At 60.0% G+C, this 14,330-nt stretch carries 11 protein-coding genes; 4 read left to right on the forward strand and 7 right to left on the reverse strand.

Annotation, left to right across the window (positions count from 1 at the left end; genetic code table 11):
* Nucleotides 1–139: 139 nt before the first annotated feature.
* The 3 genes from hemB (at nucleotide 140) to BLW66_RS04275 (ending at nucleotide 2,213) form a co-directional block, all read left to right on the forward strand.
* The gene (gene hemB / locus BLW66_RS04265; protein WP_089945321.1) at nucleotides 140–1,144 is read left to right on the forward strand and encodes a porphobilinogen synthase; all 1,005 of its coding nucleotides are present in this window, start codon (nucleotides 140–142) and stop codon (nucleotides 1,142–1,144) included.
* On the forward strand, nucleotides 1,141–1,536 hold the full coding sequence (locus BLW66_RS04270; protein ID WP_089945324.1) for a hypothetical protein: 396 nt from the start codon (nucleotides 1,141–1,143) through the stop codon (nucleotides 1,534–1,536). Before hemB ends, BLW66_RS04270 begins: the two co-directional genes overlap by 4 nt.
* Nucleotides 1,537–1,655: 119 nt before the next feature.
* Nucleotides 1,656–2,213, forward strand: a complete 558-nt coding sequence (locus tag BLW66_RS04275) for a lipid-binding SYLF domain-containing protein (RefSeq protein WP_089945326.1) — start codon at nucleotides 1,656–1,658, stop codon at nucleotides 2,211–2,213.
* A gap of 128 nt (nucleotides 2,214–2,341) precedes the next feature.
* Here the strand turns inward: BLW66_RS04275 and BLW66_RS04280 are convergent, their stop codons facing one another.
* Nucleotides 2,342–3,217, reverse strand: coding sequence for an NAD(P)-dependent oxidoreductase (locus BLW66_RS04280; RefSeq protein WP_089945327.1), 876 nt, complete (start codon nucleotides 3,215–3,217; stop codon nucleotides 2,342–2,344).
* Nucleotides 3,218–3,320: 103 nt separating this feature from the next.
* Here BLW66_RS04280 and BLW66_RS04285 point away from each other — a divergent pair, with 103 nt between their 5' ends.
* Nucleotides 3,321–5,789 carry a penicillin acylase family protein gene (locus BLW66_RS04285; protein ID WP_089945329.1) on the forward strand — a complete coding sequence of 823 codons (2,469 nt, stop codon included), beginning with the start codon at nucleotides 3,321–3,323 and terminating at the stop codon, nucleotides 5,787–5,789.
* Between the two features lie 26 nt (nucleotides 5,790–5,815).
* Here BLW66_RS04285 and hflX read toward each other — a convergent pair whose 3' ends face one another.
* The 6 genes from hflX to BLW66_RS04315 all read right to left on the reverse strand — a co-directional run bounded on the left by hflX (nucleotide 5,816) and on the right by BLW66_RS04315 (nucleotide 14,246).
* The gene (gene hflX, locus BLW66_RS04290) at nucleotides 5,816–7,102 is read right to left on the reverse strand and encodes a GTPase HflX (RefSeq protein WP_244508543.1); all 1,287 of its coding nucleotides are present in this window, start codon (nucleotides 7,100–7,102) and stop codon (nucleotides 5,816–5,818) included.
* On the reverse strand, nucleotides 7,086–7,325 hold the full coding sequence (gene hfq, locus BLW66_RS04295; RefSeq protein ID WP_021100213.1) for an RNA chaperone Hfq: 240 nt from the start codon (nucleotides 7,323–7,325) through the stop codon (nucleotides 7,086–7,088). The genes hflX and hfq overlap by 17 nt, the downstream gene beginning before the upstream one ends.
* Before the next feature lie 163 nt (nucleotides 7,326–7,488).
* Nucleotides 7,489–9,036: a TrkH family potassium uptake protein gene (locus tag BLW66_RS04300; RefSeq protein WP_089945333.1), complete on the reverse strand. Its 1,548-nt coding sequence runs from the start codon at nucleotides 9,034–9,036 to the stop codon at nucleotides 7,489–7,491.
* Nucleotides 9,037–9,038: 2 nt separating this feature from the next.
* On the reverse strand, nucleotides 9,039–10,415 hold the full coding sequence (trkA, locus tag BLW66_RS04305; protein WP_089945335.1) for a Trk system potassium transporter TrkA: 1,377 nt from the start codon (nucleotides 10,413–10,415) through the stop codon (nucleotides 9,039–9,041).
* A gap of 126 nt (nucleotides 10,416–10,541) precedes the next feature.
* A complete protein-coding gene (gene ntrX, locus BLW66_RS04310) occupies nucleotides 10,542–11,963 on the reverse strand; it encodes a nitrogen assimilation response regulator NtrX (protein ID WP_089945337.1) in 1,422 nt (473 codons plus the stop codon).
* A gap of 24 nt (nucleotides 11,964–11,987) precedes the next feature.
* Nucleotides 11,988–14,246, reverse strand: coding sequence for a sensor histidine kinase NtrY-like (locus tag BLW66_RS04315; RefSeq protein ID WP_089945339.1), 2,259 nt, complete (start codon nucleotides 14,244–14,246; stop codon nucleotides 11,988–11,990).
* Nucleotides 14,247–14,330 lie beyond the last annotated feature (84 nt).

Genomic DNA, 14,330 nt, shown 5'->3' on the forward strand with positions numbered 1-14,330 from the left:
GGGGATCCTGCGCGCGCACACTAGTCGGGTAATGTGGTGATGGAAAGGCCGCGCCGCGCGTTTTCCTGCGAGGGGCTTGAGGCGGTCCCCCAATCATGCAACCACTGACAAAACATTATCTCATGAAAGCCGCCAGCGAATGCCTCTCACGCCGATCACCGCGCCCTTCCCCGCCACCCGCCTGCGCCGCTTGCGGCGCACAGCCGCCCTGCGCGGCTTGGTGGCTGAAAATGTGCTGAGTGTGAACGATCTGATCTGGCCGATCTTCGTCATGGAAGGTGAGAACGACGCGCATCCGATCCCGTCCATGCCAGGCGTGTCGCGTCTGACCCTTGACCGCGCGGTCGTCGCCGCCAAGGAAGCCCGCGATTTGGGCATTCCGGCAGTTTGCATTTTCCCCTACACCCAGGCGTCCGCCCGCACAGAGGATTGCGCCTTGGCGTGGTCGCCCGACAACCTGTCGAACCGCGTCACCGCCGCGATCAAATCCGCCGTGCCAGAGCTGGCGATCATGACCGATGTCGCGCTGGACCCCTATAACGCGAATGGTCACGACGGCATCGTGCGCGACGGCGTTATCGTAAACGATGAAACCGTCGACGCCTTGGTGAAGATGACGCTGGCGCAGGCCGCAGCGGGTGCTGACATTATCGGACCCTCCGATATGATGGACGGCCGCATCGGCGCCATGCGCCACGCGCTGGAGGCCGACGGCTTTCAAGACGTGGCGATCCTTAGCTACTCCGCTAAATACGCCTCCGCGTTCTACGGGCCGTTTCGCGATGCGGTGGGCGCCTCAGGGGCGCTTGTCGGCGACAAGAAGACCTATCAGATGAACCCAGCCAACGCCGAGGAGGCATTGCGCCTTGTTGCGCGCGACCTGTCGGAGGGCGCGGATATGGTCATGGTCAAGCCTGGCTTGCCCTACCTTGATATATGTCGCCGCGTGAAGGACCAGTTCGGCGCGCCGACCTACGCGTATCAAGTCAGCGGTGAATACGCGATGATCACGGGTGCGGGCGCCAACGGCTGGATCAATGAGGAGCAGGTGATGATGGAAAGCCTGATGGCCTTTAAGCGCGCAGGCTGTGACGGAATCCTGACCTATTTCGCTCCGCGCGTTGCCAGACTGCTAAACGCATGACCTATGCAGTGGGCCAAGTTTGGACCTTTCCGGAAACCGAAAACCACCCGCAGCTGATCGTCACGATCGGGCGCATTGATGCCGCCGCCGATCTTGGGGCCGACCCGTCTAACAGCGCGGTGTTGTCTGTCTCCATCATGCCCAGCGAGGACGCGCGCAAACTTGACTGGCCGGATGTCGCCCACGCCCCCATCGCGCAAAGCGCGTTCAACGCCAGCGGCGCGGGCGAGTTGGTGATGGACGAGGCGAGCGTGCCGGACGGCTTTGAAGACGGCTACCGCTCTTGGCGCGCGGCGCTGGAGGCGGGTGAGGCTGGTGTGTTCACCACTGGCCCGCCGGACGCCTACAGCGCGATTTTGCAGATTTACGCAGATAGAGACGGATCACAATAGGCGGACACTTGCCAATTCGCGGTGTAAATCGCGTGACATCGCGCAAGGCATGGCGTAATTTATCCACAAGGCCCAATTTTCAGAGGTCAACGGCAGTACAATAAAAATAGGCGGATTCCATGAGCATTCTTTCCCGGCGCAACTTTCTTGCGACCTCCGGCAGCGCGACCCTGTTGGCGGCCTGCGGCAACGGCGTAAATTCCCAAGGCGGTGCAAAAATCGACGCCCGCGTGGATAGCGCATTCGACTTCATGTATAGCAACGTCGGCGGCACCACCGACCTGTCCAACAAGGCTGTTGGTATTTTAATGATGCCGCTCGTCTCGGAAGCGGGCTTCGGCGTTGGCGGCTCATACGGGCGCGGCGCGTTGCGGGTGAACGACGTCACCGTGGACTATTATTCAACCACCGCCGCCAGCTTCGGCTTCCAGATCGGGGCGCAACAGTATTCGCACGCGCTGTTCTTCATGACAGAACAAGCCCTCTCCGACTTCCGCCGTTCTCCAGGCTGGACGCTTGGCGCCGATGCACGCTTTGCCGTGGCCAATGACGCGGGCAACCTTGGCGTGGACACAACCACCGCGCTGACACCGGTTATCGCGGTGGTCTTCGGTCAATCCGGCCTGATCGCGGGCGCGCAGGTTGAAGGCAATAAATACAACCGCATCATCCCCTAAACAGACCTAACTGACACGCGGTGCCCTGCCCCCATCATTGCTTCCGAAATACCTCGGGGGTGCGGGGGCAGCGTCCCCGCGTATAGCGATGCGGCAAAGCCGCAGCGCAATACCTTACCTAACTCCCCTTATCCGTCCAAAGCCCGCAGACGCTTGATAAGCGAGGACGTATCCCAACGCCCGCCGCCAAGTTTTTGGACGTCCTTATAGAACTGGTCGACCAATGCGGTGACAGGCAGCGACGCGCCGTTCTCGTCGGCGGTATCCAGACATATCCCCAGATCCTTGCGCATCCAGTCCACTGCAAAACCGTGGTCAAACACGTCGTCTACCATTGTTTCGTAGCGGTTCGACATCTGCCACGAACCTGCGGCCCCTTGGGAAATCACCTCAACCACTGCCTTGCCGTCCAGCCCCGCCTTCTCGGCGAAGTGCAGCGCTTCGGACAGACCTTGTACCAAGCCGGCGATGCAGATCTGGTTGACCATCTTGGTCAACTGCCCCGCACCGTTCTCGCCAAGGCGTTTGCATGCTTTCGCATAGCTGTCGATGATTGGCGCGGCGCGGTCATAGGCTCCTTGATCGCCGCCACACATAACCCCCAATTGGCCGTTTTCCGCCCCTGCTTGGCCGCCGGATACCGGCGCATCTACAAAGCTGATTTGCAGCGCGTCGGCCGCCGCATAGAGTTCACGGGTGACTTTCGCGGACACGGTTGTGTGATCCACAAAAATGGTCCCCGCTGACATGCCCGCGAAAGCCCCGTCGTCACCCAAGCATACCGACCGCAGATCGTCGTCATTGCCCACGCAGGCCATCACGAAATCCGCGCCATCCGCCGCCTCACGCGGGGTTTTCGCAAAATGACCGCCATGCTCGGACGCCCATTTTTGCGCCTTCTCGGTGGTGCGATTGTAAACGGTGACCTCGTGGCCCGCTTTCACAAGATGCCCCGCCATCGGGTATCCCATAACGCCCAATCCTAAAAAACTAACTTTGGCCATGTGATGCGGGCCTCCCTCTTTCAACTGTTTGATTATGACTGCTAACCGATGTAACGACGGGGGCTGAGGCGTCAATAGCGAGGCGCATAAGCATGGCGGGTCAATGGGTCTGATTTTCAAATGGTTGCTGCGGCTTTTCATGCTGCTGTCGTTGCTTGCAGCACTGGCGGTAACCGCAGTTTACTACCTCGCATCGCGGTCCTTGGTGGATTACGAGGCGGACTACACAGTGCCCGCAATCACCGGACCGGTGGAGATTATACGCACCAATTCCGGAGTCCCGCATATTTTCGCCGATGCGGATGAGGACGTCTATTACGGGCTCGGCTTCGCTCACGCGCAAGACCGTCTGTGGCAGATGGTCATGCTGCGGCGCACCGCTCAGGGACGATTGAGTGAAATTTTCGGGGAGCGCACGCTCAACGTCGATAAGCTGATCCGCAGGCTTGATCTCTACGGGCTGGCGCAACGTTCGGTCTCGGCGCAGGACGCAGAGACAAAATCCGCGCTGGAGGCTTACTCCGCAGGCGTTAACGCGTGGCTAAGGATTGTGAACGAGGATGCGTTAGGACGTGGCGCGCCCGAGTTCTTCGTGTTCTCGCCCAAGATCGCCCCGTGGCAACCCGCAGACAGCATTGCCGTGATCAAGATCATGGCGCTGCAACTCTCTGGCCATCTGGAGGAAGAGGTCGTGCGCGCGCGGGCGTCGTTGTTGTTGCAGCCGGAGCGGGTGCGCGATTTGCTACCGGATACCCCGGGGCAAGGCATAGCCGCGCTAGACTATGCGGCGATGATGCAAGGCCTAGGCCTGCCGCGTTACGCCGCGAACACCAGTGGGCCGAAGGACCCGCTCTCCCCCTTCCCAGAGCGCGAGCTTGCTGGCGCGTCCAACGCGTTCGCCGCCGCACCAGAACGCTCCGCCGCGGGCGGTACATTGCTGGCCAACGATCCGCATCTGGGGCTGTCTGCCCCGTCGATCTGGTATCTGGCACGGCTGGACCTGTCATCCGGCGGTGTTATCGGCGGCACTATTCCGGGCATGCCTGTGGTGCTGACGGGCCGCTCCGACAAGGTGGGTTGGGGGCTTACGACCGCCTATGTCGATGACCAAGACCTCTTTATCGAGAAGCTGAACCCAGAGAACGCCAACGAGTATCTGACGCCGGACGGCTACAAACCCTTCCGCACGGCACAGTCGATCATCGAAATCAAAGATGCCCCGTCGCAAACGATTAACATGCGCTGGACCGAGAATGGCCCGATCCTGCCGGAGACGCATTACAACCTTGGCACGATCACGCCCTTGGGGCATGAGGCGGCGCTGAGCTGGACGATGCTGACGGATAAGGACACCTCCATTCAGGCGGCGCTCAAACTTATGCGCGCCAGCACCACCGAGGAGGTGATCGCCGCCGCCGTCGACTATGTGGCCCCTGCGCAAAACCTGACAATTGTGGATCAGGACGGTATCGCGCTGAAGACCATTGGCCACGTACCGCGCCGCCACCCCGCGCATCAATCGCGCGGGCGCATCCCGTCGCAAGGCTGGCTGGCGCAAAACCGCTGGCTTGGGGTGATGCCCTATGCATCCAACCCCGAATTCACCCGCCCCGCTGGCGGCATTCTGGGCAACACCAATAACAAGGTGATAGAGCGCCCCTTCCCCGACCATGTCAGCTACACCTATGGCGACACGCAGCGTGTGCAGCGCTGGCGGCGGCTGATGCTGAACCGTCAGGTCCACACCCGCGATAGCTTTGTCGAAGCACAGCTTGATACGGTGTCTTTCACGGCACGCGCCATGCTCCCGCTCATCGCGGCCGATCTGTGGTTCACGGGCGAAGCCGCGCCAGAAGGCACGCCGGAGCGTCTGCGCCAACAGGCCCTAGAGATCATGGCCCAGTGGAACGGTGAAATGTCGGAGCATCTGCCAGAGCCGCTGATCTACGCCGCATGGCTGCGCGCGTTGCAGTCGCGCTTGATCCGCGATGAGCTGGGGCCGTTGGAGAGCGAGTTCACCCATGTGGAGCCGCTGTTTCTAGAGCGCGTGTTCCGCGATGCCGATGGTGCGGGCGTGTGGTGCGATATCTTGCAGTCCGCGCCGGTAGAGACCTGCACAGATATCTCCCGCTTGGCGCTGGATGACGCGCTGGTTTGGCTCAGCGAGAAATATGGCCCCGCCATTGAAAGCTGGCGTTGGGGCGATGCGCATGAGGCGACACATGATCATCAGGTGCTTGGCAAAATTCCGTTGCTGTCCGCAGTGGTGAACATCCGGCAATCGACGTCGGGGGGCGACAACACGCTGATGCGTGGCCGCACGTCGGGCAGCGGGCCGGAGCCGTTCCAGAACGTCCATGCGGCGGGCTACCGTGGGGTCTATGACTTCGCCGATCCCGACAGCTCTTTGTTCGTGATGGCGACTGGCCAATCCGGTCACCCGCTGTCGCGGCACTACGATGATCTGGGTGTTTTGTGGCGGCGCGGCGAATATATACCGATGTCGCTGGACCCTGAACTCGCACGCGCGGGATCCGTGGGTACAATCACGTTGACGCCTGCCTCTGAGTAGATTGAGCTAGACCCGTTCGAGCTGCTTTACAGCTTCTCGAACTGGCCTTTCTGCGTAGCATTCCACGTGACGGTGATCTTGAATCCGGTCTCTGTTTGCTCTTCGCTGTCGACAACCTCTTGCCCGAACAGCCACGCACGCGCTTTGCCGTCTGCGTAGCCGAGGTCCAGAACCTCGGTCACCGACCCTGCCCGCAATAGCGTTGAGACAGCATCCAGCAAATCATCCACACCTGCGCCGGTCACGGCAGAGGTCAGGAACAAGGCGTCGTTGCGGTCGGCCTTGTTGGATGCTGACAGCAACATATCCTCGTCAAGCTGGTCGCATTTGTTCCAGACTTCCAAAACGGGCACGTCTTTGTCGACCCCAAGGTCGGCCATGATCTGGCGCACGTCGCGGGCTTGGCCTTCTGACTCCGAATGCGAAATGTCGCGCACGTGCAGGATCAAATCCGCACTCAGCACTTCTTCCAGTGTCGCGCGGAACGCGGCCACAAGCTGGGTCGGCAGGTCGGAGATGAATCCAACCGTGTCCGACATGATGACTTCCAACCCGTCCGGCAACTCGACGGAGCGCATAGTCGGGTCAAGCGTGGCGAAGAGCATGTCTTTGACCAGCACATCAGCGCCGGTCAGTCGGTTGAACAATGTGGATTTTCCGGCGTTCGTATAGCCCACCAAGGCCACCACCGGATAAGGTATCTTTGCGCGTGCAGCGCGGTGCAACTCGCGGGTTTTGACCGTCTTTTCTAGCTGGCGACGGATGCGCACGATGGCGTCGTCAATGGCGCGCCTATCGGCCTCGATCTGGGTTTCGCCCGGACCACCAACAAAGCCCAAGCCGCCGCGCTGTCGCTCCAAGTGCGTCCAAGCGCGCACCAGTCGGGTGCGCTGATAGCTAAGCGCTGCCAGTTCAACCTGAAGCACGCCCTCGCGGGTCGCCGCGCGGTCCGAAAAGATTTCCAAAATCAGGCCGGTGCGGTCAAGAATTTTGACGCCCCATTCCTTCTCCAGATTGCGCTGCTGTACGGGCGACACTGGACCGTCGATCAGGACCAACTCTACCTCGGCGTCGTGAAACCGGGTTTTCAACTCCGCGATCTTGCCCGTGCCGAACAGCGTCCCTGCTTTGACTTTCGGCAAAGGCACAACTTCAGAGCCCGCGACCTCTAGTCCGGGCAAGGCGTCTGCAAGGGACACGGCTTCGGCAAGCGCATAGCTCGCGAGCCTGCGCGCCTTCACGTCTTTAATGTCGGGATGGATTACCCAAGCACGGGTAAGGCCGGCTTCCTCAGTTTCAAGAATTCTCTTCACCGTCGTAAAGGTTGATCGGTTGGGACGGCATGATGGTCGAAATGGCATGCTTATAGACCAGCTGGGATTGACCATCGCGGCGCAAGAGCACGCAGAAGTTGTCGAACCAAGTGATCACGCCTTGCAGCTTGACGCCGTTGATCAGGAAGATTGTCACCGGAATTTTGGTCTTCCGGACGTTATTCAGGAATGCATCTTGTAGGTTTTGCTTATCAGCGGCCATTTTTTATTGCCTTTTTTCTTGCGCGTGGTTTGCGAGTGCCAGCCGAACTGACACCTGTCCGTGATGAAATGTCAGTATGTCTTGGGAATTATTTGACGTCCAGCCCAGAAATTGAGGTTTTATTGCGACGATACGGCGCAAACACACTGCCGCCGCTGACCGTTTATCGCCGCCAGAAGTCCGGATTAAACAGCGCGATGATTGCAAGAGTTTCCATGCGCCCCAAGACCATCGCGCCGATCAACACCGCCTTGGCCTCCACGGTCAGATTTGCGTAAGCCAAGCCGCCGTCCAGTGCCACGTGAACCAAGGGGCCGGTGGTCGATAATGCGGCCAGTGCCAGCACCACAGATTCGTCGAACCGCAGGCCCGACAGCGCCAAGGTCACAACCACACCGGAAATCGACAAGGCGAACAGCATGAAGAAAATCCATGCAATAAAAGCGCCCTCGCGGCGCATCCCACGCCCCAAACGCCCGCCACTGCCGATAGAGGACGGATGCACCAGCCGCTCCATCTCTCGGACGCCGTGTTTGTAAAGCGCGTAGAAGCGCAACAGTTTCACGCCCCCTGCCGTCGTGGCGACGCCACCGCCCATGATCGCCATGCCCGCCAGCACAAGGCCGGGTGTTGGCAGCGCGGACCAGTCGCGCGCGGTTTCCCAATCGCTGGAGACAAAGCCCGTGGTGGTCAAAAATGACAAAACCGTAAACAACGCCCCCCAGAGCGCACGCACCGCCGCTAAGGCGTCGCTTTCTTCATTGATTTCGATCGCCCCGATGAAATGGCGCAGCCACAACGCCAACGGCACGGCCAACAAAAAGCACAGCGCCACGCGCATCTCAGGGTCAAGGCGCAGGGTTGCGAAGTAGTGTTTGTCAAACGGCAACCACACCACCTGTCGGGTCACGGCGATAAAGAGGAACGCGAAAACAATCACCTCGCCAGGGACTGATATGCCCATATCGACCATTGTGCGCAGCGGCAAAATCCCGCTGGTCGACATCGTTGCCATCGCGATCATCAACCCGTTGAAGCTTCCGGCGCCGGTGATGATCTGCAAAAGCCAGATGATGAGCGTGAGCGAGACATAGATCGGCACGATCTTGGAGGTATAGCGGGCGACGCGTTGGTTCGGCTCTGTCGCGCGGGCCAGTTGTGCGCCGGAGCCCGGCAACCCGCCTGTTGATGCTGTGGGGCGCAACACCTCGAATCCGCCCAGCGTCATCGGGGCCAAGACCGCGACGGCGGACACAATGACCAAAAGCCCGCCGAACCAGCCCACCAACCCGCGCCACAAATGGATCGGATCGGGCACCAGTCGCGGGGTGTCAAAGATCGACGCGCCCGTGGTGGTGATGCTCGACACCATCTCGAAGTAGGCGTTGAAGAACGACATGGACGGGCGGGCTTCGTGCAAGGGCACGGCCAACATCACCGGCAACACCAAATAGGCCGCCACCAGAGTCAGCAGTTGGCTGCGGGCCACATTGCGGATCGGTTGGCGAAACGTGGCCAGAGCAACCAGTGCTGCCAGAACGGAGAACAACACCGCCCCGTAAAAGAACGGCTGTGCCACGCGGTGCTGGTTCAACGCGAAGGCGTGAATAGCAGGGAGCAGCATTGCCACGGAACCCGTCGCCATAAGCTGCACCAAAAGCGGCAACCTGAGCAGCACCGGAAGCGTCGTGACTGTGACCCCGCGTCCCATCGCTAGAAAAAGTCGACCGACACCTGCAACAGGCGTTCGACTTCCGGAACGTCGGCGGTGAGTGCGAAGATGACGATGGTGTCGCCTTCCTCCACCCGCGTGCCGCCCTCTGGGCGCACCACTTTCTTGCCCTTCTGGATCGCGCCAACCAGCACGCCCTCAGGAAAGTTGATGTCGCGGATGGGTTGCCCTGCTATGGGAGAGGTGGACAGCACTTGCGCCTCGATAACCTCCGCCTCCGCGTCCCCGATGGAATAGATCTGGCGCACGCGGCCATGGCGGATATGGCGTAGGATCGACGACACGGTTGTCGCGCGCGGGTTGATGTAGGCGTCCACGTCAAGGGGGCCAAGCAGCGGCACCAACGTCGGGTCATTGACCAAGGCAATCGCCATTGGGCAACCTTCTGCCTTGGCGCGCACGGCGGCCAAGAGGTTGGTTTTGTCGTCGTCGGTCACACATAGCACCGCGTCGGCGCGTTTGATGTTGGCCTCATTCAACAGGTCAGCACTCAGCCCGTCGCCGTGTAGCACAATCGTGCGCTCCAACACGTTCGCGGCCCGCTCCGCGATGGTGCGGTTCTTCTCGATCACCTTGGCGCGAACGCGCTCAGTACGCGCTTCCAAGGCTTGGGCCACGGCTAGCCCCACGTTGCCGCCGCCGATGATGACAACGCGTTCCTGCTTGGACTGGGTTTTGCCGAAAATTTCCATGGCGCGGGGGACGTCTTCGCGGTGGGTGCAGAGGTAAATCTGGTCCCCGCTAAACAGCTGATCACCCGGATCAGGAGCAAACAGGTTCCCGTCGCGACGCACTCCGACGACCACCGCGCGCAGGGTCGAAAACAGCTCCGTCAACTGGCGTAGGGGCGTGTTCAAAACGGGGCAGTCGTCTTCTAGCTGGATGCCCAAAAGCTGTGCCTGACCTGACAGGAAGTTTTCTGTGTCAAATGCCGCAGGGTCCGCCAACCGTTGAAGCGCGGCTTCCGCGACTTCCTTCTCTGGGCTGATCACCACGTCGATGGGCATGTGGTCGCGGCGGTAAAGGTCCGAGTAGATCGCCGTCAGGTAGCTTTGGGACCGCAGCCGCGCGATCTTGCGCGGCACGGAGAACGCGGAGTGCGCAACCTGACAGGTGACCATGTTCACCTCGTCCGAATAGGTCGCCGCGATGATCATATCAGCGTCGCGCGCACCCGCGCGGTCCAGCACGTCGGGGTAGCTTGCGAAGCCTGTGATGCCTTGCACGTCGAGTGTTTCGGTCGCGCGGGCGACGAGTTCTGGGTTGTTGTCCACGACGGTCACGTCGTTTTTCTCGCTCGACAGATGGCGGGCGATTTGCCAGCCAACTTGCCCTGCCCCGCAGATGATTACTTTCATCGGATTATCCCCGGTTCTTGGAGTGTTAAGCCATGGCAGATGGGCGCGCGTGGGTCAATTGGATAGCACGTTGCACACCAAAAGACCGCGCGTCGCCGCGCGGCCTTTTAACATACTGTAAACGGCTTACTCGGTGCCCGTCTCGGCCAGGTCACCGTCTTGCACCTGCGCCACACGGGCGCCCGCCTTGTTGGACGTTACCACGCCCAAGGACTTCAGCTTACGGTGAAGCGCGCTACGCTCCATCCCGACGAAGGCGGCTGTTCGCGAGATATTGCCGCCAAAGCGGTTGATCTGCGTCATCAAGTATTCGCGCTCAAACAACTCGCGGGCTTCACGCAGTGGCAGCGTGGCAAGGTTGCCGCCAATGGTCACGCCGCTTTCGCTCTCTACCGCGCCGTCGGATTGCGGCAGCTCTTTCGCCTCGATGTCGCCCTTGTCAGGACCAAGGATCAGCACCCGTTCAATCACGTTTTTCAGCTGACGGATGTTGCCAGGCCAATGCATGGTTTGCAGCAAAGTCACCGCGTCGTCGGCCAGTTTGCGCAGCGGCAAGCCCTGCGTGGTATGAAAGGTCTCAATGAAATAGGACGCCAGCGTCGGGATATCCTCGCGGCGGTCCTCCAAGCTGGGCACCGCAATCGGGACGACGTTCAAGCGGTGATACAGCTCCTCGCGGAAGGTGCCCGCAGCGATGGCTTCATCAAGGTTGCGGTTGGTAGAGGAAATCACCCTCAGGTCAACGCGCACATTGTCCTTGCCGCCAACCCGTTGAAATTGCTGCTCCACCAGAACCCGCAGGATTTTAGATTGGGTGCCAAGGGGCATGTCGGCCACTTCGTCGAAGAACACGATGCCGCCGTGGGCTTGCTCCAGCAGGCCCGGCTCCACGCCGCGTTCCTTGCTTTCGCGCCCGAACAGCAGTTCTTCCATGCGTTCCGGCTCCACTGTGGCACAGTTGATGGTGATGAACGGCGCGTGGGAGCGGTTCGAATGGGCGTGGATATAATGCGCCGCCACGTCCTTGCCGGACCCCGCGCCGCCCGTCAACATAACCCGACCGTTGGAACCGGTGACCTTGTCGAGCTGCGCTTGCAGGGCCTTAAAGGCGGAGCTTTCGCCAATTGTCTCGGACGCCACAGCGTCACCGCGCTTTAGCTTGATGTTCTCACGACGCAGGCGGGACGTCTCCATGGCGCGGGTGATAACCACCATCAACTGATCAATGTTGAACGGCTTTTCGATAAAGTCGTAAGCGCCTTGCTTGATCGCGGCGACGGCGATCTCGATGTTGCCGTGGCCCGAGATAATCACAACCGGCACATCCGGATTGTCGCGCTTGACCTGCTTGAGGATATCAATGCCGTCCATCGCGCTGTCTTTCAGCCAGATGTCGAGGATCATCAGCGCCGGCGGCTCCGCGTTGATTTCTGCCATGCAGGCGTCGGATGTCCCCGCAAGCCGTGTGGTGAACCCCTCGTCCTTCAAGATATCCGAGATCAATTCTCGAATGTCGCGTTCGTCGTCTACGATCAGAATATCGCCCATATTTCTGCTCCTTATAGCGGCTCTCTAAGCCACTTTCCTGCGTTTGGCAGCCGACAGGCGTGGCAGTTTTATGACTGCCTTAGCGCCCTGATGGCCAGTGTTGTCGAAGGCATCGGCGTCGCGCAGCACGAGGCTGCCGCCATGTTCTTCGATGATCTTTTTGACGATGGGGAGGCCAAGGCCAGTCCCCTTCGCGCGCGTCGTCACGTAAGGCTCAAACAGCCGCGTGCGGTCTTCCGGAAGGCCGATGCCGTTGTCCGAAATCGTGACTGTGACGTCTTTATCTGTGGTGCTGACCGCCAGTTTTATCTGCGGTTGGTGGCCGTGGTATGTGCCTTTTTCTTGCAGGGATTCAATGGCTTCTCCTGCGTTTTTGATAAGGTTTGTCATCGCTTGCCCGATCATCGTCTGATCCAGATCCGCAAGGATCGCGTCTTCGTCGCTGGTCAGCGAAATCTCCACCTCAGGCTGGCCGGATTGTTGCAGAACGACCGCGTCGCGGATCAGTTTCATTAGATCAATCTCTCGCAACTCGGGTTCCGGCATACGTGCGAATTTAGAGAACTCATCGACGATGCGGCGCAGATCATTGGTCTGGCGAATGATGACATCCGTGTACTGCTCCAGACTTTCCAACTCATCCCCTGCGAGCGGGGAAAACTTGCGCTTTAAGCGTTCAGCGGACAGCTGGATCGGGGTGAGCGGGTTCTTGATCTCATGCGCAATCCGGCGGGCGACATCGCCCCATGCGGCCATTTTCTGCGCGCTCACCAGCTCAGACACGTCGTCAAACGCCAGCACGTAGCCTTCCAGATCGCCGTAGGCAGAAGTTCGCGTGGCGATGCGGACCAATAGGCTTTCCAACTGGCCGCGACGGGTGATTTTCACCTCTTCTTGCGCGGTCTCGGCACCGGTTTCGGACAGCATCGCAGGCAGGGCACCGAACTCTGGGACCAACTCTGTTAAGGAATGCGAAATATCCGTGTCTTCGCTGATGTCCAACAAACGCAACGCGGAGCGGTTCATGAAGGTGATGGTGTTGTCCGCGTCCAAGCCAATGACGCCAGCGGTGACCGAGGACAGCACGGAATCGAACAGACGGCGACGACGTTCAATCTGCTCGGTGTTGCTCAGCAAGGTTTCGCGCTGGATTTTAAGCTCTCGCGTCATCTGGTTAAACAAGCGTCCCAAAAGCGCGATCTCGTCCTCGCTTTTGCCCTCGATGACCTGCACGTCCAAGTCCCCTGCCCCGACGCGTTGCGCGGCGCTGGCAAGCTGCCCCACGGGGCGCGCCAAACGCTCCGCAAACCACAGCCCCAGCCAAATGGCGGCAAGGATCAGGATCATCGCGAAGCCCAGATAAATCAGCCCGAATTCGAACAACAAACGCCCGCGATCGTTCTCGAGCTGTTGGTACAAACGCACGGTTTCTTGCGTTTGGTCTAGCAGGCTCAGGATTTCGCCATCAACCGTACGGCTGATGTAAAGGTAGCGGTCTGGATAGGCCGTGAGGCGCAACAGCGAGCGGAACTCGTTGTTCGGCCAGTCCTCGATCACGACGGGTTCGTTGTTCTGCGCCGCGCGGAACGCGATATCCGGCACCGGCTCGAAGTCAAAGCGGTAGGAGCGGTTGCCGCGCGCCTTCAAATTGCCCGCACCATCCACAATGAAGGCTTCCTTAAGACCGCGCTGCACCTGCTCTTGCGCCTGAGTTAGAACCTGTCGCAGGTCGGAATCGGAAATGAAATTAGTGGCTTGCTTGGCGATGTTCATGTAGCCAGCCAGCCTAAGTGCGTCTTCGCCTAGATTGTCGTGCTGTTCTTTTTCATACGCCTGCGCGGCGGAGAGTGACGTGCCAACCACGTTGCGCACACGATCTGAAAACCAACCCTCCAGCCCGAAATTAAGCGTCACAACTGCGAACACGGCCACCAAAACCGTGGGGATCAGCGCGACCAGCGCAAAGACCCCTGTAAGGCGTAGGTGCAACTGCGATCCGGCAGAATTCGCGCGGCGTTGTGCGACGATCTTGAAGACTTTTTGCGCCACCAGCGTGGCGACAACCAACACGTAGACCAAATCGGCCAGAAGGATCAGGCGAATACCATTCGATGTGGGGTCAAGCTCAAACGGGCCAAGGCCCAAGTAGGTTAGAACTGCCAACACCGGACCAAGCGCAACAACGGCGAAGGTGGCAACATTCTGCACCCTGCGTAGTTTCCGCAACCGATTCAGCCTGTCCCAAGCCGCAGTGCGACTCTGGGTCCCGCTTTGGGTTTTCATCTGCTTTCTTACCGCCTTGCCACGTCTTGTTGATGTGATCGTTGACCCGTCCATGCGGCCCAATCGTCACGGTGACTGTTGCGG

This window comes from Litoreibacter albidus, from assembly GCF_900107015.1.
GTDB lineage: Bacteria > Pseudomonadota > Alphaproteobacteria > Rhodobacterales > Rhodobacteraceae > Litoreibacter > Litoreibacter albidus.

Coding starts and splice junctions, on each gene's coding strand:
- hemB (WP_089945321.1), top strand. CDS start 140: ATGCCTCTCACGCCGATCACCGCGCCCTTCCCCGCCACCCGCCTGCGC.
- BLW66_RS04270 (WP_089945324.1), top strand. CDS start 1,141: ATGACCTATGCAGTGGGCCAAGTTTGGACCTTTCCGGAAACCGAAAAC.
- BLW66_RS04275 (WP_089945326.1), top strand. CDS start 1,656: ATGAGCATTCTTTCCCGGCGCAACTTTCTTGCGACCTCCGGCAGCGCG.
- BLW66_RS04280 (WP_089945327.1), bottom strand. CDS start 3,217: ATGGCCAAAGTTAGTTTTTTAGGATTGGGCGTTATGGGATACCCGATG.
- BLW66_RS04285 (WP_089945329.1), top strand. CDS start 3,321: ATGGGTCTGATTTTCAAATGGTTGCTGCGGCTTTTCATGCTGCTGTCG.
- hfq (WP_021100213.1), bottom strand. CDS start 7,325: ATGGCCGCTGATAAGCAAAACCTACAAGATGCATTCCTGAATAACGTC.
- BLW66_RS04300 (WP_089945333.1), bottom strand. CDS start 9,036: ATGGGACGCGGGGTCACAGTCACGACGCTTCCGGTGCTGCTCAGGTTG.
- trkA (WP_089945335.1), bottom strand. CDS start 10,415: ATGAAAGTAATCATCTGCGGGGCAGGGCAAGTTGGCTGGCAAATCGCC.
- ntrX (WP_089945337.1), bottom strand. CDS start 11,963: ATGGGCGATATTCTGATCGTAGACGACGAACGCGACATTCGAGAATTG.
- BLW66_RS04315 (WP_089945339.1), bottom strand. CDS start 14,246: ATGAAAACCCAAAGCGGGACCCAGAGTCGCACTGCGGCTTGGGACAGG.